Raw genomic sequence first — 22555 nt, 5'->3', positions numbered from 1 at the left:
CGTACCTCAGCTCTTCACCAGCAGGCCGCGGCTGCGCAGGACCCACCGCTCCAGCGGGCTGAAGACGAGCAGGTCGATGGCGATGCCGACGATGAGGATGAGGAGGATGGCTTCGAAGACCATGGCCATGTCGCTGGCGTTGCGGCCGTTCTCCAGCAGCTGCCCCAGGCCCACCCCGAGGTCGGGGAAGGAGGCGATGATCTCGGCGGCCATCAGGGAGCGCCAGGAGAAGGCCCAGCCCTGCTTGAGGCCGGCGACGTAGCCGGGCAGCGCGGCCGGCAGGACGATGTGCCAGGTGCCCTTGAGTCCGGTGGCGCCCAGCGTGCGGCCGGCGCGCAGGAAGAGGGGGGAGACCTGGTCGACGCCGGAGACGAGGCCGTTGGCGATGGAGGGGACCGCGCCGAGGAGGATGACGGCGTACATCATCGAGTTGTTCAGGCCCAGCCAGATGACGGCGGGGGGCACCCAGGCGACCGAGGGCAGGGACTGGAGGCCGGACAGGATGGGGCCGATGGCGGCGCGGACGACCTTCACCCGGGCGACCAGCAGCCCGAGAGGGGTGCCGATCACCAGGGCGAGCAGGAAGCCGGAGAGTCCGCGCGAGACGCTGGTCCAGATGTAGCCGAGCAACTCGCCCTGGAGCCAGGCGTCCTGCGCCACCCGCCACACGTCCGCCGGGGCCGGCAGCTTGGTCGGGTCGTCGACGATCTTGAAGGAGACCAGTGCCTGCCACACGGCCAGGACCAGCAGCACGGCGACGGCCGGCGGAAGGATCTTCTCCACGAAGGTCTGCCTGAAGGGCGTCCGGGTCTTCTGCCGGGTCTCCAGGGCGTCGAGGCCCGCCTCCAGACCGGCGAGATCTCCCGCGTCCTTGGCGGGCGTGGTGGTCTCAGTGCTGGCCATGACGGCGGATCTCCCCACGCAGTTCTTCGGTGATCTCGACGGACAGCTCCGCCACGGCGGTGTCCTCGATGCGGCGCGGCTGCGGAATGCCCACCGTCCACTGGCGGGCGATGCGGCCGGGGCGGGAGGACAGCAGCACCACGCGCTCGGCGAGGCGGACCGCCTCGCGCACGTTGTGCGTGACGAACAGGACGGACAGCTGGGTCTCGCGCCAGATGCGGGTCAGTTCGTCGTGCAGGACGTCCCGCGTGATGGCGTCCAGCGCCGCGAACGGCTCGTCCATCAGCAGGAGTTTGCTCTCCTGGGCCAGTGCCCGGGCGAGCGCGACGCGCTGGCGCATGCCGCCGGACAGCTCGTGCACCCGCTTGCCGTGCGCGCCCTTGAGCCGGACGAGTTCGAGCAGTTCCTCCGCCTTCTCGCGGCGCTCTGTCTTGGGCACGCCGCGCAGTTTCAGGGCGAGTTCGATGTTCTTGCCCGCGGTGAGCCAGGGGAAGAGGGCGTGCTCCTGGAACATCAGGGCGGGGCGTCCGTCGGTGGTGATCTCGCCGGTGCTGGGCCGGTCCAGGCCCGCCACCAGGTTGAGCAGGGTGGACTTGCCGCAGCCGGAGGCCCCCAGGAGGGTGACGAACTCGCCGGGCGCGACATCGAGGGTGATGTCGTCCAGCACGAGCTGCTGCCCGGCGGGGCCCGCGAACGACTTCGAGACGTGCTCGATACGGGCGGCGTACGCGGTGGCCGCCTCGGTGCCGTCGGCGGCCTTGGCGAGGGTCGTGGTCGTGGCCATGGTCGTCACCTCCTGGGGAACGGTCGGATCCGGGCTTTACTGGGCGCCGAGTCCGGCGTCGTCGACGGTGGGCTTGCCCTTGGCCTTGAGGACCTTGTTGAGCAGCGTGAGGTCGTAGATGCCGCCCAGATCGGGCTGGTCGAGCAGGCCGGCCTTGACGGCGTGTTCGGCCTGGGCGTCGAGGGTGGCGGCCAGCGGGTCGTCGGTGAGCTGGATCGACTTCCACGCCGGGTCGAGGACGTCGGCGGGCAGGGCCTTGCCGGTGTCCTTCTCCAGCTGCTTGTTGGCGGCGGCCTTCGCCTCGTCCGGGTTGGCCTTGATCCACTCATTGGTGTCGACCGATGCCTTCAGCACCGCCTCGACGGCCTTCGGGTGCTCCTTGAGGAACTTCTGCGACACGATGATGTTCGTGATCACGAACTTCCCGTCGGGCCACAGCGCCGACTCGTCCAGCAGCACCTTGCCGCCCTCGGCGACCAGCTTCGACGCGGTCGGCTCGGGCACCCAGGCACCGTCCAGGGAACCGGACTTGTAGGCGTCCGGGGTGACCTTGTTGTCGCTGCGCACGACGGTCACGTCGCCCTTGCCGGACTGCGCGTCGGTCTTCCAGCCCTGCTCGGCGATCCAGTGGAGGAAGGCGACGTCCTGGGTGTTGCCGAGCTGCGGGGTGGCGATGCGCTTGCCCTTGACGTCCTTCAGCGACTTGATCTTGTCGGGGTTGACCACGAGCTTCACGCCGCCGGACGCGGAGCCGCCGATGATCCGCAGGTTCTTGCCGCCGGACTTGGTGTAGCCGTTGATGGCGGGGGAGGGGCCGATCCAGCCGATGTCGATGGAGCCGGAGTTCAGCGCCTCGATCTCGGAGGGGCCCGCGTTGAAGGTGGCGTACTTGGCCTCGGTGCCACCCAGGGCTTTCTGGAAGAAGCCCTTCTGGTTGCCGACCAGCGGCGTGGCGTGGGTGACGTTGCCGAAGTAGCCGATCCGCACGGAGTCCAGACCGTCGGTCTTCTCGGCACCGGCGGCGACCTTGGCCCCGTCGTCCTTCTCGGCCTGGGAGCCGTACCCGCAGCCGGCGAGGGCCAGCAGCGGCAGGGCGGCCAGGACCGCGACGGTGCGGCGCAGGGCGGTGGTGGCAGGCACGGGAGGTGTTCCTCTCGTTGGTCCGGCGCTCACGCCTGTCGGGTCGTCCGAGGTGTCAGGTCGTGGCCGGGAGGTCGGCTTGTCTTCGGCTGTGCGGGTGGGGGGTGTGGGCGCGCAGGCAGTGCGCGTACGTCAGCACACACATCGCGCCACTCCGCCCTGCCCGCTGCCGAGTGCACCGCTGCCGACGCGGCCGCCCTCCTTCGCGAACGTGGAGTAGACATCAGGGGAGTTCATGCTCAGAAGTCCCACCCGTCCTCGTCCGCCTCGTCCTTGACGGGCTCCGGCGTGGCGAAGGACTCACCGGCCATGCCGGCGGTGAGGGTGGTGCCGTCGTTGGGGTCGATGAGGATGAAGGAGCCGGTGCGGCGGGAGTCGGCGTAGGAGTCCGCGGGCAGGGGCTCGGCGGTGCGGATGGTCACCCGGCCGATGTCGTTGGCGGCGAGCTGTCCGGGGTGCGGGTGCAGGGACAGATCATCGAGGGTGAGCCGGGCCGGGATGTCCTTCACGATCGCCTTGACGGTGCGGGTGCCGTGCTTGAGCAGGACCCGGTGGCCGACGGTGAGCGGCGCGTCGGCCACGTGGCAGACGGTGGCCTCGACATCCTGGGAGGTGGCCGGGGCGTCCTTGCGCGGCACGATCAGATCACCGCGGGAGACGTCGATGTCGTCCTCCAGCAGCAGCGTCACCGACTGCGGCGTCCACGCCTCCTGGACCGGCACGCCCAGCAGGTCGATCCCGGACACCTTCGAGGTCCGCCCGGAGGGCAGGACGGTGATCTCGTCGCCGACGCGGAAGGTGCCCGCGGCGATCTGACCGGCGTAGCCCCGGTAGTCGGGATACTCGGCGCTCTGCGGGCGGATCACGTACTGCACGGGCAGCCGGGCGTGGCAGTGGGCGAGGTCGTGGCTGACCGGCACGGTCTCCAGGTGCTCCAGCACGGTGGGTCCGCCGTACCAGTCCATGACCGCCGACGGCTCGACCACGTTGTCCCCGGCCAGTGCGGAGATCGGGATGGCGGTGACCTCGGGGACGCCCAGCTCGGTGGCGTAGGCGGTGAACTCCTCGGCGATCGCCGCGAACACGGGCTCGCGGTAGTCGACCAGGTCCATCTTGTTCACGGCCAGGACGACGTGCGGCACCCGCAGCAGAGCGGCGATCGCCGCGTGCCGGCGGGTCTGCTCCACCACGCCGTTGCGGGCGTCGACCAGGATCACCGTGAGTTCGGCGGTGGAGGCGCCGGTGACCATGTTCCGCGTGTACTGCACGTGCCCCGGCGTGTCGGCGAGGATGAACCGGCGCCTGGGGGTGGCGAAGTAGCGGTAGGCGACGTCGATGGTGATGCCCTGTTCGCGCTCGGCGCGCAGGCCGTCGGTGAGCAGGGCGAGGTCGGGGGCGTCCTGGCCACGGCTCGCGGAGGCCCGCTCCACGGCCTCCAGCTGGTCGGTGAGGACCGACTTGGAGTCGTGCAGGAGGCGTCCGACGAGGGTGGATTTGCCGTCGTCGACGGAGCCGGCGGTGGCGAACCGCAGCAGGGTCGTCTCGGACAGCTGCCAGATGGACAGGGCCCCGGTGGGTTCGGTGGTGCTGGTCATGTCTAGAAGTACCCCTCGCGCTTGCGGTCTTCCATCGCGGCCTCGGACATCTTGTCGTCGGCGCGGGTGGCGCCGCGTTCGGTGAGGCGGGTGACGGCGATCTCGGCGATGACCTTCTCGATGCTGTCGGCATCCGAGTCGACGGCGCCGGTGCAGGACATGTCGCCGACGGTGCGGTAGCGCACCAACCGCTTCTCCACGGCTTCACCGGCCTTGGGGCCGCCCCACTCGCCCGCGGTCAGCCACATGCCCGAGCGGGCGAAGACCTCGCGCTCGTGGGCATAGTAGATGGCGGGCAGTTCGATGTTCTCGCGGGCGATGTACTGCCACACGTCCAGCTCGGTCCAGTTGGACAGCGGGAAGACGCGGACATGTTCGCCGGGGGCGTGGCGGCCGTTGTACAGGTTCCACAGCTCGGGACGCTGACGGCGCGGGTCCCACTGGGAGAACTCGTCGCGCAGTGAGAACACCCGCTCCTTGGCCCGCGCCTTCTCCTCGTCGCGGCGCCCGCCGCCGAAGACGGCGTCGAACTTCTCGGCCTGGATCTTCTCGGTCAGCGGGAGGGTCTGCAGCGGGTTGCGGGTGCCGTCGGGGCGCTCGCGCAGGACGCCGCGGTCGATGTAGTCCTGCACGGAGGCGACGTGCAGCCGCAGCCCGTGCTTCTCGACGGTGCGGTCGCGGTAGTCGAGGACCTCGGGGAAGTTGTGCCCGGTGTCCACGTGCAGCAGCGAGAACGGCACCGCCGCGGGCGCGAACGCCTTCAGCGCGAGGTGCAGCATGAGGATGGAGTCCTTGCCGCCGGAGAACAGGATCACCGGCCGCTCGAACTCACCCGCCACCTCACGGAAGATGTGCACCGCCTCCGACTCGAGAGCATCGAGGTGGGAGAGGGCGTAAGGGCTGTCGGTGCCCTCCGCCACGGCCGCCACGGACGTCGTCATGCCAGTCCCCTTTCGGTGAGCAGGGCGTGGACCGCCGCGGCGGACTCCTGAACGGTCTGATGCTGCGACTCGATGCGCAGGTCGGGCTTGACGGGCTCCTCGTACGGGTCGTCGACGCCGGTGAGCCCGGAGATCTCACCGGCGGCCTGCTTGGCGTACAGGCCCTTCACGTCGCGCACCGAGCACACCTCGACCGGGGTGGCCACGTGCACCTCCACATACGGGGTGCCGTTCGCCTCGTGCCGCTCGCGGACCGCGTCCCGGCTCTCCGCGTACGGGGCGATCACCGGGACCAGCGCCATGACGCCGTTGCGGGCGAGGAGTTCGGCGACGAAGCCGATGCGCTGCACGTTGGTGTGCCGGTCCGCGCGGTCGAAACCGAGGCCCGCGGAGAGGAACTCGCGGATCTCGTCCCCGTCGAGCAGCTCGACGCGCCTGCCCTCCTCGCGCAGGCGGCCGGCCAGCTCGTGGGCGATGGTGGTCTTCCCGGCGCTGGGCAGGCCCGTGAGCCAGACGGTGGCTCCGGTCGTCACGTGGGTCTCCCTGAAACTCGTTGGTCCGGTGGTCGTCGTCATGTCAGCCGTGCAGTCCGCATTCGGTCTTGGTGAGGCCCGCCCAGCGTCCGGAGCGGGCGTCCTCGCCCTCCAGCACACGGCGGGTGCACGGCGCGCAGCCCACGGAGGCATAGCCGTCCATGAGCAGCGGGTTGGTGAGGACGCCGTGCTCGTCGACGTACGTTTGCACATCTTCCTGTGACCACTTGGCGATGGGAGAGATCTTCACCTTCCGCCGCTTCTCGTCCCAGCCGACCACGGGGGTGTTCGCCCGGGTCTCGGACTCGTCGCGGCGCAGCCCGGTCGCCCAGGCCTGGTAGCCGGCCAGGCCCTCCTCCAGCGGCCTGACCTTGCGCAGCGCGCAGCACAGGTCGGGATTGCGGTCGTGCAGCCTGGGTCCGTACTCGGCGTCCTGCTCGGCGACGGTCTGGCGTGGGGTGAGCGTAATGACGTTCACGTCCATCACGGCCTCCACCGCGTCCCGGGTGCCGACAGTCTCCGGGAAGTGGTAGCCGGTGTCGAGGAATACGACGTCCACTCCTGGCAGGGCGCGGGAGGCGAGGTGGGCGACGACCGCGTCCTCCATCGAGGAGGTCACGCAGAAGCGGCTGCCGAAGGTGTCGGCCGCCCACTGGAGGATCTCCAGGGCGGAGGCGTCCTCCAGTTCGCGGCCCGCCCGCTCGGCCAGGGCCTTGAGTTCGTCGGTCGTACGCTCTTCCCGAACCGCGGTCATATCGGTTCCCCTCCCGTGGAGTTGGGCTGAAGTCCCCGGGTCAGCAGGCCGAGGAACTTCAACTGGAATGCGCGGTTGCACGCCGCGCATTCCCAGGCGCCGTGTCCCTCCTCGTGCGGACGCAGGTCCTCGTCACCGCAGTAGGGGCAGTAGAAGGGCGCGGCACGCTCGCTCATGACAGGGCCTCCTCGGAGGCGCGGGCCGCCCAGGTGGCGAAGCGCTCGCCGTCCTCGCGCTCGGCCTCGAAGCGCTTGAGGACGCGCTCCACGTAGTCCGGCAGTTCCTCCGCCGTGACCTTCAGGCCGCGCACCTTGCGGCCGAAGCCCGGCTCCAGGCCGAGGGCGCCGCCCAGGTGCACCTGGTAGCCCTCGACCTGCTCGCCCCGGTCGTTCAGGACCAGCTGGCCCTTGAGGCCGATGTCCGCGGTCTGGATGCGGGCGCAGGCGTTGGGGCAGCCGTTGAGGTTGATGGTGAGGGGCTCGTCGAAGTCGGGGAGGCGGCGCTCCAGCTCGTCGATGAGGGAGGCGCCGCGCGCCTTGGTCTCGACGATGGCCAGCTTGCAGAACTCGATGCCGGTGCAGGCCATGGTGCCGCGCCGGAAGCTGGAGGGCCGGGCGGTGAGGTCGAGCGCATCCAGGGACTCCACCAGGGAGTCGACCTGCCCCTCCTCGACATCGAGGATGATCATCTTCTGCTCGACGGTCGTGCGGACCCGGCCCGAGCCGTGCGCCTCCGCCAGGTCGGCGACCTTGGTCAGGATGGTGCCGTCGACGCGGCCGACGCGCGGGGCGAAGCCGACGTAGAAACGGCCGTCGCGCTGCCGGTGCACGCCGATGTGGTCGCGCCAGCGGCTGGTGGGATCGGCGGGGGCGGGACCGTCGGTCAGCTTCCGTTCGAGGTACTCGTCCTCCAGGACCTGGCGGAACTTCTCCGCGCCCCAGTCGGCGACCAGGAACTTCAGGCGGGCGCGGTTGCGCAGCCGCCGGTAGCCGTAGTCGCGGAAGATCGAGATGACGCCCTCGTAGACGTCGGGGACGTCGTCGATCGGCACCCAGGCGCCCAGGCGCACACCCAGCTTGGGGTTGGTGGACAGGCCGCCGCCGACCCACAGGTCGAAGCCCGGCCCGTGCTCGGGGTGGACCACGCCGACGAACGCCACGTCGTTGATCTCGTGCACGACGTCGAGGACCGGCGACCCGGAGATCGCGGTCTTGAACTTGCGGGGGAGGTTCGAGTACGCGGGGTTGTTCAGGACGCGGCGCTTCATCTCCTCCAGCGCCGGCGTGCCGTCGATGATCTCGTCCTCGGCGATACCCGCCACCGGGGAGCCGATCATCACGCGGGGCGTGTCGCCGCAGGCGGTGACCGTGGACAGGCCGACGCCCTCCAGGCGGTTCCAGATCTCGGGCACGTCCTCGATCCGGATCCAGTGGTACTGGACGTTCTGCCGGTCGGTGATGTCGGCCGTGCCGCGCGCGAACTCCTGCGAGATCTCGCCGACGACCCGCAGCTGCGCGGTGGTCAGCGCGCCGCCGTCGATGCGGACGCGGAGCATGAAGTAGCTGTCGTCCAGCTCCTCCGGCTCCAGGACGGCCGTCTTTCCGCCATCGATGCCCTGCTTGCGCTGGGTGTACAGCCCCCACCAGCGCATACGTCCGCGCAGGTCGCCGGGGTCGATCGAGTCGAAACCCCGCTTGGAGTAGATCGTCTCAATACGTGTCCGTACGTTGAGACCGTCGTCGTCCTTCTTGGTCTGCTCGTTGGCGTTGAGCGGAGTGAAGTGACCCGCCGCCCACTGCCCCTCGCCGCGGTGACGGCTCACCTTGCGGCGGGGGGTCGCGGCGGCAGGCTCGGGTGGGGTGGCGGCCATGGTGTGACACGTCCTTCAAGGCAGACGGAAAGCGGCTCTGGCCTGCGCGCACGGGCGCATGGCAGACATGCGCGTCCTTGCGCGGGCGGAGGCTGATGCGGGGGAATCCGGTAGTGCTGGAGAGAGCTCTCAGCGGGCCGGACAGATGGCGCTGGACATGCGGCCGAGGTCGACGTGCCGCCGACTCACCAAGGCAATTCCAGTTCCAGGCATGACGGAAGACTGGCACGGCGATCTGGACACAGTCCAGCTTCGTCCAAGATGCGGACACCCTTGTCCCGTAGAGCGAGACAAGGGTGTTGTGGATCACAGGTGGTCGCCCGCCGGGCGGGAAGCCGGCCGGTCAGGCGCGGGCCGGGCGGCGGCCAGGTGGGGATGAGGCGGGGCTCAGGCGGGGAACGCCCCAGGCCAGGGGCCCGGGGTGGCCACGTCGGCCTCCTCCTCGACCTTGGTGTCGAAGAGGCGGAAACCGCGGCGCTGGTAGTTGTCCATGGCGTGCTCGCCGTCCTTGCTGCAGGTGTGCAGCCACACCCGTTTGGTCGTGGCCAGCCCGGACCAGCGCTCCGCGAGGTCCCAGGCACGGGCGGTGCCGTACGAGAGGAGGTGGCCGCCGATGCGCCTCCCCCGGAACGCCGGGAGCAGTCCGAAGTACTCGATCTCCACCACGCCGTCGTCGCCGGCCGCCAGCTCCACGTATCCGGCGGGCGTACCCCGGTCGTACGCGACCCAGGTCTCCACGCCGGGCCGGTCCAGGTGCTCGCGCCAGCGGGCGTGGCTCCAGCCGAGCCGGTCCGTCCAGCGGATGTCGCCGCCGACCGAGGCGTAGAGGAAGCGGCTGAACTCGGGGGAGGGCACCGTGGAGCGGACGACGCGCACGTCCCCCTCCGGAGTGGCGGCCGGCAGCAGGTCGGTGGGCGCCGTCTGCTCCAGGGACCAGGTGGTCACGGCGATGTTGGTCATGCCGGTCAGGGAACCATCCGGTTCGCGGATCTGTCGATCCCGGCCGGACGGGCCCTGGCCGCGCGGATCAGCCGAGCGCGTCCTCGATCGACCTCAGCGGCAGGGCGAACAGCATGCTGCCGGACTGGGACCAGACCTCGCCGGTCCGCGCCCAGTAGGAGAGGGAGCCCGCCTGTCCGCTCCAGCAGCGCTGCGAGCCGTCGGAGCCGCACTCGGTGGCGCGGGCGCCCTCCGTGTCCTGGCGCCACAGGGTGCCGCGTCCGTCGTGGCCGCCGGCCGCGCGGTCCAGGTACCAGTCGGTGTCCGCGGCGCCCGCCGGGCGGTGCGACAGCACGCCGCCGACCTCGGCCGCCCCGGTCTCGTACGCCTCCACCGCGTCCACGCGTCCGGCGGAGTCGGTGGCCGGGAGGCCGGTGCGGTCCGGGTCCGTGCTCAGCGGGTAGCGCCACAGCCGGGTGGGGCGGTCGCCGTCCGCGGCCACCCGCTCGCTCGCCACCAGGCTGTCGGGGGAGGTGCCGCGGTCCAGCGAGATCGCGCCGGGCCGTGCGGCGTCGTCGGTGTCGGGGAGGCGGTACGAGGCGACGGCGGGCAGTACGTAGCGGTGACCGTTGGCCGCCCAGCCGCCCGGCACCCGGCCGACGGCGGAGGCCGCGGTGGTGGCGCGCTGGACGCGGTCCACCTCGTACACGTACAGCGCGTCGCGGTCTCCGGCGGCGGTGGTGACCAGCAGCTTGTCCTGGTACCAGACCATGCCGGTGACGGGGGAGGCGAGCCCCCGGTAGTCGTGGCCGCCGTCGACCGGGACGGCGAGGAGTGCCGAGGTGTAGCCGAGGTGGCCGGGGTCGTCGGCGTCGACGAACGAGACCCGGGCGAGGCCGCCCTGGGGGGTGCCGTCGTCCCGGGACCAGGCGGAGACGATGACGCGGTGGGTGCCCCAGGTCCCGTCCTCGTCGGCGTCCCCCGAGGTGGTGACCGCGCCGGGCAGCCAGCCCTCGGTGTCGGCCTCGTCCCAGCAGTAGGCGCGGGTGGCGGCGGGGGAGACCGGCAGGGACTCCTTCTCTCCCGCGGTGCAGTCGGCGGCGCCACGCAGGGCGCGGTCGGCGGAGTCGAGTACGGCGTCGACGCCCACCGGTTCGCCCATGGCGTCGGAGAGCCGGTCGAGCCAGGGCCCGGGGACGCGGTGCTCCGTCAGGCGCAGGGCGTCGGTCGCGGCGGCGGAGGTGAGGGGCTTGAGGGTGCCGGGGTCGTCGGCGATCGTGGCCTGCGAGGCGCTGATCAGCGTGGCGGCGCCGGTCAGGGCGAGGGCCGCCCCGGTCAGGGCCGCGCGCAGCGCCCGTCCCCGCCTGCGCCGGCGGTGTCTGCCGCGATGCTTCATGGAACCTCCACGGACACCGGACCAACTGCGCTCGACGGTGGACGCGTTGACCGAGGAGCGGATGGGACGGTCAGAAGAGGATGCTACGGCAGTCGGGGGGGTCCGCGGACGCGGACGTTGCAATTATGCGAAATCAACCCGTCTTTACGGCCAACCGGGGCGTTTGCCGGGATACCGCGTGCGTCAGGGCACGCCCGGCGCCGCCCGGCCCTCCCGTACTGCCGGGGCGGTGGAGTGGGGGAGCAGGTCGCGGGGGTCGGGCGGGAGGAGCAGCTCCACCTCCGCGGCTTCGCAGAAACGATACGGCCGATGTTCCAGATACGGGCCCAGATACCTGCGGACCCGGGACATCTCGGCCCGTACCGTCACCGTGCGGGCCGGGTCGCCGAACAGGTCCTCGGCCAGGTCCGCGGCGCTGCGACCGCCCCGGTGCACGGCCAGCAGGTACAGCAACTCGGCGTGCCGGGGACTCAGTTCCCGGGCCCAGTCGCCCGCCCCGCGCAACACCCGCACCGACCGGCGGCGCGGCTCTCCGAGGTCCAGCACGATCCGGGTGGCACCCCGCGGCACCGGCCCCTCGGCGGCCCGCACCAGCCAGCCCCCGGCCAGCGGCTCCACGCTGCACGCCCCGACCGCCGGCAGCCACGTCGCCCCCGCCCCGGGCGACTTGGGCAGCGTCACCCGGTCGACGTACGGCATTCCCGTCACCGCCGCCGTCCAGCCGTCCCGGTCCGTCACCAGCGCCCGCCCGTCCAGCCGGGCCAGCACCGGAGCGGCCACCGCCCGCAGCCGCTCCAGCGACCGCACGTGCAGTTCGCGCAGCCGGGCCTCGGCGAGCTTGGCCACCGAGTCGACCCACGCGAGCGTCGCCGGGTGCATGGTCTCCAGCGGCCCGCTCACGTCGACCACGCCGAGCAGCCGGCCGCTGCGCGGATCGGTGATCGGTGCCCCGGCGCAGGTCCAGGTCGCCTGGGACCGGACGAAGTGCTCGGAGGCGAAGACCTGTACGGGCCGCCGGGTCACCGCGGGCGTCCCCACCCCGTTGGTGCCGACGACCTCCTCCCGCCAGTCCGCGCCGAGTTCGAACCCGAGTCCGTCCGCCCTGCGCAGCACCGGCGCGCTGCCCTCCCGCCACAGCACCCGGCCGTCCTCGTCGGCGACCACCATGATGTGGTGGGCGACGTCCGCGACCGAGAGCAGCGCCTCCCGCAGCACCGGCAGCACGTGCCGCAGCGCCGAGGACTCGCGCCGCCGCCGCACCTCCTCCGGCGACAGCAGCCCGGAGCGGACGTCGTGGTCGGGATCGACGCCGCTGCGCAGCACCCGCTCCCACGACTGCTCGATCACCGGCCGCGGTGCCACCGGGGCCTGTCCGCCGGAGAGTCTGGCGGAGCGGACCTCACTGAGCATCCGGGCCGCACGGGCCGCGTCGACGGCGGCGAACTGCGTCACGTCCATCGGCGAGAGCGCCACAGGTCCTCGTCCTCCCGGAAGCCGGATGTCCGTCTCATGGTGACCGCTTTCCCGTGCTCATGAGGACACAGTCCGCACGTGACCGACAGCAAGTTGCAACCCCCTGCAACCCTGGTGGACGGCAGGGCGGGTGGCCAGACTTGAACCACGCCGTCCCGAGCGGCGTACGCGGCCCGAACAGGCCCGTGTGGCGGAGGTGGTGCCGTGTCGGCGCAGCACCACCTCCGCACCACCTGGCCGGATCAGGTTCCCGGCCGGGCCCGCTCCACCACCGACGCCAGGTCCAGGGTCGGCGGCAGCGTGCCGAAGGCCGCGCCCCCGTCGCCGCCCAGCCGCGCGGCGCAGAACGCGTCGGCCACCTCCGGCGGCGCGTACCGGACCAGCAGCGAGCCCTGGAGCACCAGCGCCAGCCGCTCCACCAGCCGCCGCGCCCGCCCCTCGGCGTCCGCCAGGTCGGCCAGTTCCGTCAGCAGGCCCCGGATCGCCGCGTCCAGCCGGTGATCGGCACCGCGCGCCAGGCCCACCTCCGTCAGGTACGCGTCCATCGCCAGCGGCTCCCGCCCCAGCGCCCGCAGCACGTCCAGCGCCTGGACGTTGCCCGCGCCCTCCCAGATCGAGTTGAGCGGCGACTCGCGCACCAGCCGGGGCATGCCGGACTCCTCGACGTAGCCGTTGCCGCCCAGGCACTCGGCGGCCTCCACCACCGTCGGCGCGCACCGCTTCGTCACCCAGTACTTCGCGGCCGGCACCGCCAGCCGCAGCAGCGCCCGCTCCCGTTCGTCGCCGTCGCCCGCGGCGTCCTGGGCCGCCGCCAGCCGCAGCGCGAGCGTGGTCGCCGCCTCCGACTCGATCGCCAGGTCGGCGAGGACGTTGCGCATCAGCGGCTGGTCGGCCAGCTTCGCGCCGAACGCCTCCCGGTACCCGCAGTGGTGCACCGCCTGCGCCACGGCCTGCCGCATCAGACCCGCCGAGCCCAGCACGCAGTCGACCCGGGTCGCCGCCACCATGTCGATGATCGTGGGCACCCCGCGCCCCTCCTCGCCCACCCGGCGGGCCCACGTGCCGTCGAACTCGACCTCGGCGGACGCGTTGGACCGATTGCCCAGCTTGTCCTTGAGCCGCTGGATCAGGAACACGTTGCGGGTGCCGTCGGCCAGCACGCGCGGCACCAGGAAGCAGGTCAGCCCGCCCGGGGCCCGCGCCAGCACCAGGAAGCCGTCCGACATGGGCGCCGAGCAGAACCACTTGTGCCCGGTCAGCTCGTACGTGCCGTCCTCGGCCAGCGGCCGGGCCGAGGTGGTGTTCGCCCGTACGTCGCTGCCGCCCTGCTTCTCCGTCATGCCCATGCCGAACAGGGCGCCGGCCTTCAGCCGGGCCGGCCGCAGCTCACGGTCGTACACCCGCGAGGTCAGCCGCGGCTCCCACTCGGCGGCCAGGTCCGGATCGGCGCGCAGGGCCGGCACGGCGGCGTGCGTCATGGACAGCGGGCAGCAGTTGCCCGCCTCCACCTGGGTCCACATGACGAAGCCGGCCGCGCGCCGCACGTGCCCGCCCGGCCGGGTCCAGGCCGCGGTCAGACCGGCCGCGACGCCCTTGCCGAGGAGCCGGTGCCAGGCCGGGTGGAAGTCGACCTCGTCGACGCGGTGGCCGTACCGGTCGTGAGTGCGCAGGACCGGCGGGTTCGTGTTGGCCTGCTCGCCCCACTCCCGAGTCTGGAGCGACCCGCAGCTGCGGCCCAGGCCCGACAGCTCCGCCAGCGCCTCCTCGCGCAGCTCCGGCGCCAGGTGCCGCCCGACGGCGGCCGTCAGGGCCCGGTCGCCGGTGAAGACGTCGTGGCCGACCAGCGGCGGCGCCTGATTCGTCACGGTGTGGGTGCTGCCTGCCATGAACGTGAACCTATCGTGCCGGGGACCTGCGCGGAGCCGGCAGCCGCCGGTGGGCGTCCAAGGATGAGTGCGACCCCCGGCGGCGGATACCTTTAGGTCGTGCAGCCAGCAAGTGAATCCCCCGAACGGCCCTCCGGCCGGCTTCATCGTGCCCGGGTCCTGTACCGGAACGTCTCCAAACGCAGGACCGCCTGGCTGCTGCTCAAGGACACGGTCAACTCGTGCATGGAGTACCGCATCCTCGGCCTGGCCGCCGAGGCCGCGTTCTTCACGCTGCTGTCGGTGCCGCCCCTGCTGCTGAGCCTGCTGGGGCTGCTCGGCTACGTCGACTCCTGGATCGGCGCCGACACCACCGAGAGCCTGCGCAACAACATCCTGGACGCCTCCCGCGCGGTGCTCTCCGAGCGGGGCGTCAAGCAGATCACCGAGCCGATCCTGGACGACGTGACCAAGGGCGGCCGGCCCGACGTGATCTCCATCGGCTTCCTGATCGCCCTGTGGTCGGGCTCCCGCGCGGTGAACGTCTTCATCGACACCATCACCGTGATGTACGGCCTCGACGGCGTCCGGGGGATCGTCAAGACCCGCCTGGTGGCCTTCCTGCTCTTCCTGGTGGCGCTGCTGATCGGGTCGGTCGCGCTGCCGCTGATGGTGGCCGGACCGGACGCCGTGGTGCGGATCGTGCCCTGGTCGACGACGGTCGTGCAGGTCCTGTACTGGCCGGTCGTGATCCTCCTGTCGGTGGCCTTCCTGACCACGCTGTACCACGTCTCCGTGCCGGTGCGCTCCCCGTGGATCGAGGACGTGCCCGGCGCGCTGGTCGCCCTCGGCATGTGGGTGCTCGGCAGCTTCCTGCTGCGCATCTACCTCACCAGCACCGTCGAGGGCCCCACGATCTACGGCTCGCTGGCCGCGCCGGTCGCCGTGCTGCTGTGGATCGGTGTGTCCGCGTTCGCCGTGCTCGTCGGAGCCGCGGTCAACGCGGCCATCGACCGGGTCTGGCCGGCCGCCGCCACCGCCGCCGCCCGCGAGGCCAACGAGCGGCTGCGCCAGGCCCAGGTCGCCGACTACGTGGCCCGCGCCTCGGCGAACGGCGAGTCGGACCCCGACATGCCCTCGGAGTTCCCGGAACGCTGGTCCCGCTTCCTCCCCCCGGAGGACGTCACGGCCCGCCTGCGCACCCACGCGAAGCACACACCGCCCGCCAACCACGACAAGCCGGAGGCCTCGTGAGCGGCGGCGCCTGCGCGCCCGAGGCGTACCCCTCATCCTTGCGAAGGGGACCCTGCGTGCGAACGGAGACCGTGCGGCCCCTCCGCCGCCGGGAAGGCCTGCTCGGTCCAGATGGTCTTGCCGGAGTGGGAGTAACGGGTACCCCACCTCTGGACGAGCTGCGCAACGATGAACAGGCCGCGCCCACCCTCGTCGTCCTCACCGCTGTGCCGTAGATGCGGTGACGTGTGGCCCGTGTCGGCGACCTCGCACAAGAGGGTGCGGTCCCGGATGAGTCGTACCCTGATCGGTCCCTCGGCGTATCTGACGGCGTTGGTCACCAGTTCGCTGACGACCAGCTCGGTCGTGAAGGACAGTTCCTCGAGGCCCCAGTGGTGCAGTTGCCGCGTGGCCAGGTCCCGGACACGGCCCGCGGCGACCGGCTCGGCGGGCAGCTCCCATTCGACGACCTGTGAGGTGTCGAGCTCGCGGGTACGCACGAGCAGCAGGGCGGTGTCGTCCGCCGTCGAGCCGCTCGGCAGGAGCTCCGCCACGGCGCGGTCGCACAGTTCTTCGAGGGGGGCGTGCCGGTCGCCGAGTACCCGTCCCAGGGTGTCGAGGCCGTGATCGATGTCGTGGTCGCGGGCCTCGACCAGACCGTCGGTGAAGAGGGCCAGCAGGCTGCCCACCGGAAGTTCGATCTCCTGGGACTCGAACGGCAGGCCGCCGAGGCCCAGGGGCGGGCCGGCCGGCAGATCCGGAAAGGTCACCCGGCCCGCCGGGTCGACGACCGCCGGGGGCAGGTGCCCGGCCCTCGCCATGACACAGCGTCGCGAAACCGGGTCGTAGACGGCGTAGAGGCAGGTTGCCCCCGTGGTCACGTCCGCCTGGGTGCCGTCCGGCACACCGGTCCCGCCCCACTGCTCCTCCGCCGACTGCGCCACCAGATCGTCGAGCCGCGACAGCAGCTCGACGGGATCCATGTCCATCTGGGCGAAGGCGCGCACGGTCGTACGCAGCCGCCCCATGGTGGCGGCCGCCTGCAGGCCGTGACCGACCACGTCCCCGACCACGAGTCCCACCCGTGTCCCGGAGAGCGGAATCACGTCGAACCAGTCACCCCCGACTCCTGTCACGTCGTCCGTGGGGAGGTAGCGGTAGGCCAGGTCGACGGCCGACGCCTCGGGCAACTGCTGCGGCAGCAACTGACGTTGCAGCGCCAGGGCGGCGGTGCGCTCGCGGGTGAACCGGCGGGCGTTGTCGATGGACACCGCCGTGCGGGCGACCAACTCGTCGGCCAGTGCGACCTCACCGCCGTCGAAGGTGGCCGACTCCGCGTCGCGAACGAAGGTGACGAGCCCCAGCAGGCCGTTCCCGGCCCGCAGCGGTACGACCAGCGTCGTGTTGTCGAGGACCAGTCCGCCCGAGGAGAGGCTGCGGTCCTGCGGCGAACCAGCGGCGTACTCCACGGGGGAGCGGACGGCGCCGGCGTTCCCGGTGTGCGCCCCGTCCGCCGAGCGGGCCGACGCCCGCACCAGAGGCATGGCCGCGGTGCCGCTGGTGGCCGGCATCTCGCCCTCCAGGACCATCCGCGCGAGATCGACCGTGACCGTGGAGGCGAACGCCGGCACCGACACCTCGGTGATCTTCTCCGCGGTGACCACCACGTCGAGGGCGGTCCCGATCCCGCGACCCGCCTCGACGAGCAGCGCCAGTCGCTGCTGCGCCCGGTATCGGTCGGAGATGTCGAACGCGTCCTCGCACACTCCGACGACCCGGCCGTCGGCGTCCTGGAGCCGGTAGTAGGCACAGGACCAGAGGTGCTCGGTGACCGGATCGCTCGGCGGGCGGCCCAGGAAGTGCAGGTCGAGAGAGGGTTCGCCGGTGTCCAGCACGTGACGCATGACCGCGTCGAGCGTGGGCGGATGCCCCTTGGTCACGAATCTTCCCTCGGAGTACAGCTCATCGGCCCGGAGGCCGCGGAACTCGGCGAACGGTCGTCCGATCTCCCGCTCGAAGGCCGTGTTGCACCAGGTCAGACGGAGATCGGCGTCGTAGATGGCCAGGCCGACGGGGGACTGGGTGGCCAGCCCGTGCAACAGGGCCAGTCGGGAGTCCCAGAGCCGGAGGTTTTTGAGCTCCGTCGCGACGAGGACACGCTCCGCCGCTCCGGCGCCCGGCAGCGGGCACCCGTCGACGGCGACGATCACCTCGCTTCCGTCCCGGTGCCGGGCGGCGCGTATGTCGTTGCCCCGGTAGTGGGTGAGGAGGGGGAGGAGAGACGGCGTCGGGCTGAGTGACAGGAACGTGGTCAGGCGGCGGCCGACGATCTCCTGCGGCGGGTAGCCGAAGAGCCGCTCCGCGCCGAGGCTCCATCCGATGACCGCGTTCTGCGCGTCGACGACCACCGTGGCCGCCCTGGTGACGTCGAGAGGGCCACGAAAGTCAGCACTCTGGTCCGTATTCCATGCGCTCATGGCGCCACACCAGCCCCGTTCGTCCCCTACAGAATCCGCTGTCTCCCGGGCAGGCACAACCGCAGTGCCTTGCCTCCGGGGAAGGGCACGCCCGTCCGCGGGCCGCCCGGGGGACAGCGCTCCACCCCCCTGCAACGGACCTAGGCGCCGCCGGACCCCTCCGGCACCCACACCCCCGTCGCCGCGCCCTCGCGGACGAAGTCCCCGAAGTCACTCGGCGTGCGGCCCAGAACCTCCTCGACGCCGTCCGACAGACGGGCGTTGCGGCCGTCGAGCAGCGAGCCGAACAGCTCCACGAGGAACGCGGTCTCCTCCGCCGGCACGCCGAAGGCGGCCAGGTTCTCGCCGTACTCCCGCGCCGAGACCGCCCGGTACGTCAGCGCTCGCCCCGTCTCCTTCCCGATCTCCGCGACCGCCTCCCCGAAGGTCAGCAGCCGGGGCCCTGAGACCTCCAGTGTCCGCCCGGCATACCGGTCACCGGAGGTCAGCGCGGCCACCACCACGTCCGCGACGTCCCGCAGGTCCACGAACGGCTCCGGGACCCCGCCGGCCGGGAAGACCAGCTCGCCGCGCTCGCGCAGTTCCGCGACCAGCGGGCCCTCGCTGAAGTTCTGCGCGAACCACGCGGACCGCACGACCGTCCAGCGCGCCCCCGCCCGGGCCAGCGCCTCCTCGGCGGGCCGCGCCCGCTCCTCGCCCCGCGCCGACAGCAGCACCAGTTGTCGTACGCCGAGCCCGGCCGCCTCCCGCGCGAACGCGCCGACCGTGTCGGCGGCGTCGGGGGCGCCGACGTCCGCGGGATGGACCAGGTAGGCCGCGTCGGCGCCGCCCAGGACGTCCGCCCAGGTCGACCGGTCCCACCAGTCGAAGCCGGTCGCCCGGGACGCCGCCCGCACCGCGTGCCCGGCCGCCCGCGCCGCCTCGGCCACCCGCCGTCCGGTACGCCCGGAGGCCCCCGTCACCACGATCGTCGTCTTCTCTCGCCTGCTCGTCTCCGTCATGACCTCAGTCAACTGCCGGGTGCCGCACGTTCCCATCGTCGAACGGCTCGCCCGCATACGTGTGCGTCTACGCTGGGCCGCCATGGACGCACTCGCCGGACTGCTGGAGGGCCCCCGCGCCCGTGGGGCGTTCATGATCCGTGCCTGTTTCGATCCGCCGTGGGCCGTCCGGGTCGAGGACCGGGCACCGTTGACGGTGATGCTCGTGGTCCGCGGGGACGCCTGGGTCGTGCCGGACGCGGGGGAGCGGGTGCGGCTGCGGGCCGGCGATCTCGCCGTCGCGCGCGGGCCCGAGCCGTACACCTGCGCCGACGACCCGGCCACCGCCCCGCAGGCGGTGATCCTTCCGGGCGGGGCGTGCAGCTACCCGGACGGACGGCCCCTCAACGGCTCGATGGACCTCGGCGTACGAGCCTGGGGCGACCGGCCGGACGGCGCGGCGGTACTGCTGATCGGCAGCTACCTGGTGCGGGGCGAGATCGGCGGACGGCTCCTCGACGCCCTGCCACCGCTGCTGTCCCTCACCTCCGACGCCTGGGACAACCCGCTCACCCCCCTGCTCATGACGGAGGTCGCACGCGACGAACCGGGCCAGGAGGTGGTCCTGGACCGCCTCCTCGACCTGCTGGTCATCGCCGCGCTGCGGGCCTGGTTCGCCGGACCGTCCGGTGAGGCGCCCGCCTGGTACCGGGCCCTGGGCGACCCCGTCGTCGGCCCCGCGCTGCGGCTGCTCCAGGACGACCCCGCGCACCCGTGGACGGTGGCGTCCCTCGCCGCGAAGTCCGGGGTCTCCCGCGCAGCCCTGGCCCGGCGCTTCACCGAGCTGGTGGGCGAACCCCCGATGGCCTACCTCACCGGCTGGCGCCTCGCCCTCGCCGCCGACCGGCTGCGCGACAGCGAGGACACCCTCGGCGCGATCGCCCGCCGGGTCGGCTACGGCAGCGCCTTCGCCCTGTCCACCGCCTTCAAGCGGGTGTACGGCGTCAGCCCGCAGGAGTACCGGACACCGGCGTAACCTGGCACCCGTGTACGCGGAACGCGCCTCCCGCCTGACCGGCGCCGTGGTGTGGACCAACACCCCGACCGATCCGGAACCGGGACGGGTCCTGCCGGACGGCTGCATGGACCTGCTCTGGCACGACGGCCGGCTCCTGGTCGCCGGACCCGACACCCGCGCCCACGTCACGGAGGGCACCCCGGCCGCCTGGGCGGGCGTCCGCTTCCCGCCCGGTACCGCGCCCGCGCTGCTCGGCGTCCCCGCCCGCGAGCTGCGCGACCGGCGCGTCGACCTCACCGACCTCTGGCCGGCCGCCCGCGCCCGGCGGCTGGCCGCGCGGGTGAACGCCGCCGCCGATCCGGCGAGCGGACTGGAGGCGGCCGCGCTGTCCCGGGCCGCCGAGGCGGAGCCCCCCGACCCGGTGCTGCGCCGGATCGTGGCCGCCCTCGACGCGGGCCGCCCCGTCGCCGCCACCGCCGACGAACTCGGCATCGGCGCCCGCCTGCTGCACCGGCGCTCCCTGGCCGCCTTCGGCTACGGCCCCAAGACCCTGGCCCGGGTCCTGCGCCTGCAGCGCGCCCTCGCCCTGGCCCGCGCCGGCACGCCCCTCGCCGAGACGGCCGCCCGGACCGGCTTCGCGGACCAGGCCCATCTGACGCGTGACGTAAGGGAGTTGGCGGGCGTCACTCCGGGTGAGCTGCTCGGTGACCGTCGCTAGCGGGCGAGCGGGTGGACGCGGTGGTCCGGTGCGGTGTACCGCCGTGTGCGGGCGACGCGAGACGTACGGGAGCCGGCGGGCGTCACCACCGGCGCACTACTCGGCGGTCGCCGCCAGCGGCGCGAACAGGTCCACACCGTGGCTGTCGGGGTCGGCCAGTACGGCGTAGCGCTGGCCCCAGTCGGCGTCCCACGGCTTCTGCTCGCCGTGGCAGCCGGCGGCGGTCAGTTCGGCGTAGAGCGCGTCGACCTCGGCGGGTGTGTCGCACAGCAGGGCGAGCGAATGGCGCCCGCCCCCGGCCGGCGGCTGCCACCCGGGCATGAAGGACTGGACGGACTCCTCGGTGTCCAGCAGCAGCCGGATGCCGCCCGGCAGTTCGGCCTCCGCGTGCGGCTGCCCCTCGCAGCCGTCGGGGAACGCGAAGCCGAGCCGGCGGTAGAAGGCCACGGAGGCGGACATGTCGGAGACGACGAGGCTGATGGCGTTGAATCGTGCGGTCATGACGTCACCGTAGACAGGGGGCGCCGGCAGGGTCTTGAAGGAAACGGACACGGGCCCGTTGGCTCAGGAACTCCTCAAGCGCCTTGCACCGGACGGGCCGTGGCGTCGACGATGACCGCATGTTCGGACGGAACAAGACACCGGAACTCAACGTCCTCGTCCTGCGTGACGCCGACGTCATCGCCCACGGGATCCGCCAGGCGCTCGCCGCGGCCACGCCCGAGGAACGGCCCGGCCTGGAGGCGGCCGCCGCCGTCGCCGAACGGGCCGCCGCGGCCTCCGACGCTCAGCTGCGCGCCCGCTGGGTCCACGAACGCCTCGCCGCGGCCGGCCACGAGGGCCCGGTCGACTCCGTACAGGCCGTCAAGACGCTGCGTGAGGCGGCCCCCGGTCTCACCCTGCTCTCCGCCGTCCAGCTGACCAAGGACGCGGCGGCGCACCGGCCTTGAGGGGCGGTCGGCGTCACTGGTCCTGCCGGACCACGCACAGCGCCCAGATGATGAACGCCGACATCGCGATCACCACGATCGACCAGACCGGGTAGTAGGGCAGCGACAGGAAGTTCGCGATGAGGACGAGCGCCGCGATGCCGACGCCGACCACCCGTGCCCACAGCGAGGCGCGGAAGAGGCCGAGCGACACGAGCACCGCCACGATCCCGAGCGCGAGATGGATCCAGCCCCACCCGGTGAGGTCGAACCGGAAGACGTACTCGGGCGTCGTGACGAACACGTCGTCCTCGGCGATCGCCATGATGCCCCGGAAGATCCCGAGCAGACCCGAGATCATCAGCATCACGCCCGCGAAGGCGGTCAGCCCGCCGGCCATCGCCCCCCTGGTCGTGTGCGCGCGTGCGCCGTGGGTCGCGGTCATCGTGCCTCCTCCGGTCCGGCCGGCCCGGAGCCGCTGAGCACCAGCTCCTTGGCCCTGCGGAACTCCTCGTCCGTGATGTCGCCGCGGGCACGGATCTCGGAGAGCCTGGCCAGCTCGTCCACGCTGCCGCTCCGCCCGTGCCCGCTCCCCGCCGTCTTGCGGATGTAGTCGTCGACCTCCTCCTGCCGGGCCCGTACGTGGGCGTGCTCACGACGGCCCATGCCCTTGCCCCGGGCGATCACGTAGACGAGGACGCCGACGAAGGGGAGGACGATGACGAACACCATCCATCCCGCCTTGGTCCAGCCGCCGAGCTCGTCGTCGCGGAAGATGTCGGTCACGATGCGGAAGAGCAGGATGAACCACATGATCCACAGGAAGAACCAGAGCAGCGACCAGAAGACGCTGAGCAGCGGATAGTCGTACGCCAGAAACACCTGTCCGTCCATGTCCCACAGTGTCGCGACGGTGGGGCCGTGGGGGGGGGGGGGGGGGGGGGGGGGGGGGGGGGGGGGGGGGGGGGGGGGGGGGGGGGGGGGGGGGGGGGGGGGGGGGGGGGCGT

Annotated in this window: 23 protein-coding genes; 4 read left to right on the top strand and 19 right to left on the bottom strand. The window is 72.3% G+C overall.

What is annotated here, in order from left to right:
* Nucleotides 1–6: 6 nt before the first annotated feature.
* From ACGF3J_RS09975 to ACGF3J_RS09910, 14 genes are all read right to left on the bottom strand, one after another.
* Entirely contained in the window at nucleotides 7–903 is an 897-nt protein-coding gene (locus ACGF3J_RS09975) for an ABC transporter permease (protein ID WP_393853835.1), read from the bottom strand.
* Nucleotides 890–1687, bottom strand: a complete 798-nt coding sequence (locus tag ACGF3J_RS09970) for an ABC transporter ATP-binding protein (RefSeq protein WP_393853834.1) — start codon at nucleotides 1685–1687, stop codon at nucleotides 890–892. The genes ACGF3J_RS09975 and ACGF3J_RS09970 overlap by 14 nt, the downstream gene beginning before the upstream one ends.
* A gap of 36 nt (nucleotides 1688–1723) precedes the next feature.
* Nucleotides 1724–2827: an aliphatic sulfonate ABC transporter substrate-binding protein gene (locus ACGF3J_RS09965; protein WP_393853833.1), complete on the bottom strand. Its 1104-nt coding sequence runs from the start codon at nucleotides 2825–2827 to the stop codon at nucleotides 1724–1726.
* A gap of 239 nt (nucleotides 2828–3066) precedes the next feature.
* Nucleotides 3067–4422 carry a sulfate adenylyltransferase subunit 1 gene (locus ACGF3J_RS09960; RefSeq protein ID WP_393853832.1) on the bottom strand — a complete coding sequence of 452 codons (1356 nt, stop codon included), beginning with the start codon at nucleotides 4420–4422 and terminating at the stop codon, nucleotides 3067–3069.
* 2 nt (nucleotides 4423–4424) lie between these two features.
* Nucleotides 4425–5363: a sulfate adenylyltransferase subunit CysD gene (gene cysD / locus ACGF3J_RS09955; RefSeq protein ID WP_161332586.1), complete on the bottom strand. Its 939-nt coding sequence runs from the start codon at nucleotides 5361–5363 to the stop codon at nucleotides 4425–4427.
* Entirely contained in the window at nucleotides 5360–5896 is a 537-nt protein-coding gene (gene cysC / locus ACGF3J_RS09950; protein WP_161332585.1) for an adenylyl-sulfate kinase, read from the bottom strand. Before cysC ends, cysD begins: the two co-directional genes overlap by 4 nt.
* Before the next feature lie 43 nt (nucleotides 5897–5939).
* Nucleotides 5940–6650: a phosphoadenylyl-sulfate reductase gene (locus tag ACGF3J_RS09945; protein ID WP_161332584.1), complete on the bottom strand. Its 711-nt coding sequence runs from the start codon at nucleotides 6648–6650 to the stop codon at nucleotides 5940–5942.
* Nucleotides 6647–6826, bottom strand: a complete 180-nt coding sequence (locus tag ACGF3J_RS09940; protein WP_064730401.1) for a hypothetical protein — start codon at nucleotides 6824–6826, stop codon at nucleotides 6647–6649. The genes ACGF3J_RS09945 and ACGF3J_RS09940 overlap by 4 nt, the downstream gene beginning before the upstream one ends.
* Nucleotides 6823–8520 carry a sulfite reductase SirA gene (gene sirA / locus ACGF3J_RS09935; RefSeq protein WP_393853831.1) on the bottom strand — a complete coding sequence of 566 codons (1698 nt, stop codon included), beginning with the start codon at nucleotides 8518–8520 and terminating at the stop codon, nucleotides 6823–6825. The genes ACGF3J_RS09940 and sirA overlap by 4 nt, the downstream gene beginning before the upstream one ends.
* A gap of 129 nt (nucleotides 8521–8649) precedes the next feature.
* Nucleotides 8650–8733 carry a putative leader peptide gene (locus ACGF3J_RS09930; RefSeq protein WP_310887545.1) on the bottom strand — a complete coding sequence of 28 codons (84 nt, stop codon included), beginning with the start codon at nucleotides 8731–8733 and terminating at the stop codon, nucleotides 8650–8652.
* 174 nt (nucleotides 8734–8907) lie between these two features.
* Nucleotides 8908–9480, bottom strand: a complete 573-nt coding sequence (locus tag ACGF3J_RS09925; RefSeq protein WP_161332582.1) for a GNAT family N-acetyltransferase — start codon at nucleotides 9478–9480, stop codon at nucleotides 8908–8910.
* Between the two features lie 67 nt (nucleotides 9481–9547).
* The gene (locus tag ACGF3J_RS09920; RefSeq protein WP_161332581.1) at nucleotides 9548–10855 is read right to left on the bottom strand and encodes a hypothetical protein; all 1308 of its coding nucleotides are present in this window, start codon (nucleotides 10853–10855) and stop codon (nucleotides 9548–9550) included.
* A 183-nt stretch (nucleotides 10856–11038) separates the two neighbouring features.
* Entirely contained in the window at nucleotides 11039–12328 is a 1290-nt protein-coding gene (locus tag ACGF3J_RS09915; protein ID WP_393853830.1) for a GAF domain-containing protein, read from the bottom strand.
* Nucleotides 12329–12570: 242 nt separating this feature from the next.
* Nucleotides 12571–14214: an acyl-CoA dehydrogenase family protein gene (locus ACGF3J_RS09910; RefSeq protein WP_393853829.1), complete on the bottom strand. Its 1644-nt coding sequence runs from the start codon at nucleotides 14212–14214 to the stop codon at nucleotides 12571–12573.
* Nucleotides 14215–14313: 99 nt separating this feature from the next.
* On the opposite strand from ACGF3J_RS09910, the gene ACGF3J_RS09905 reads away from it, so the two are divergent.
* Nucleotides 14314–15447, top strand: coding sequence for a YihY/virulence factor BrkB family protein (locus tag ACGF3J_RS09905; protein ID WP_161332057.1), 1134 nt, complete (start codon nucleotides 14314–14316; stop codon nucleotides 15445–15447).
* Nucleotides 15448–15479: 32 nt separating this feature from the next.
* On the opposite strand, the gene ACGF3J_RS09900 is transcribed toward ACGF3J_RS09905, so the two are convergent.
* A complete protein-coding gene (locus ACGF3J_RS09900; protein WP_393853828.1) occupies nucleotides 15480–17903 on the bottom strand; it encodes a SpoIIE family protein phosphatase in 2424 nt (807 codons plus the stop codon).
* 140 nt (nucleotides 17904–18043) lie between these two features.
* On the bottom strand, nucleotides 18044–18904 hold the full coding sequence (locus ACGF3J_RS09895; RefSeq protein WP_393853827.1) for an NmrA family transcriptional regulator: 861 nt from the start codon (nucleotides 18902–18904) through the stop codon (nucleotides 18044–18046).
* Nucleotides 18905–18986: 82 nt separating this feature from the next.
* Here ACGF3J_RS09895 and ACGF3J_RS09890 point away from each other — a divergent pair, with 82 nt between their 5' ends.
* The gene (locus ACGF3J_RS09890) at nucleotides 18987–19919 is read left to right on the top strand and encodes an AraC family transcriptional regulator (protein WP_161332060.1); all 933 of its coding nucleotides are present in this window, start codon (nucleotides 18987–18989) and stop codon (nucleotides 19917–19919) included.
* 10 nt (nucleotides 19920–19929) lie between these two features.
* Nucleotides 19930–20619 (top strand): helix-turn-helix domain-containing protein, encoded by a 690-nt coding sequence (locus tag ACGF3J_RS09885; protein WP_393853826.1) that lies wholly within the window; start codon nucleotides 19930–19932, stop codon nucleotides 20617–20619.
* Nucleotides 20620–20715: 96 nt separating this feature from the next.
* Here ACGF3J_RS09885 and ACGF3J_RS09880 read toward each other — a convergent pair whose 3' ends face one another.
* Nucleotides 20716–21120 (bottom strand): VOC family protein, encoded by a 405-nt coding sequence (locus tag ACGF3J_RS09880; protein WP_393853825.1) that lies wholly within the window; start codon nucleotides 21118–21120, stop codon nucleotides 20716–20718.
* A gap of 119 nt (nucleotides 21121–21239) precedes the next feature.
* Here ACGF3J_RS09880 and ACGF3J_RS09875 point away from each other — a divergent pair, with 119 nt between their 5' ends.
* Nucleotides 21240–21569: a hypothetical protein gene (locus ACGF3J_RS09875; RefSeq protein WP_386934969.1), complete on the top strand. Its 330-nt coding sequence runs from the start codon at nucleotides 21240–21242 to the stop codon at nucleotides 21567–21569.
* 13 nt (nucleotides 21570–21582) lie between these two features.
* Here ACGF3J_RS09875 and ACGF3J_RS09870 read toward each other — a convergent pair whose 3' ends face one another.
* Both ACGF3J_RS09870 and ACGF3J_RS09865 read right to left on the bottom strand, forming a co-directional pair.
* Nucleotides 21583–21993 (bottom strand): hypothetical protein, encoded by a 411-nt coding sequence (locus ACGF3J_RS09870; protein ID WP_161328463.1) that lies wholly within the window; start codon nucleotides 21991–21993, stop codon nucleotides 21583–21585.
* Nucleotides 21990–22442 (bottom strand): SHOCT domain-containing protein, encoded by a 453-nt coding sequence (locus ACGF3J_RS09865; protein WP_161328464.1) that lies wholly within the window; start codon nucleotides 22440–22442, stop codon nucleotides 21990–21992. The genes ACGF3J_RS09870 and ACGF3J_RS09865 overlap by 4 nt, the downstream gene beginning before the upstream one ends.
* Nucleotides 22443–22555 lie beyond the last annotated feature (113 nt).

The organism is Streptomyces sp. NPDC048171 (assembly GCF_043202655.1).
Taxonomy (GTDB): domain Bacteria; phylum Actinomycetota; class Actinomycetes; order Streptomycetales; family Streptomycetaceae; genus Streptomyces.
Note: the sequence above shows the minus strand (reverse complement) of the source record. Positions and strands in the feature narration are given on the sequence as shown.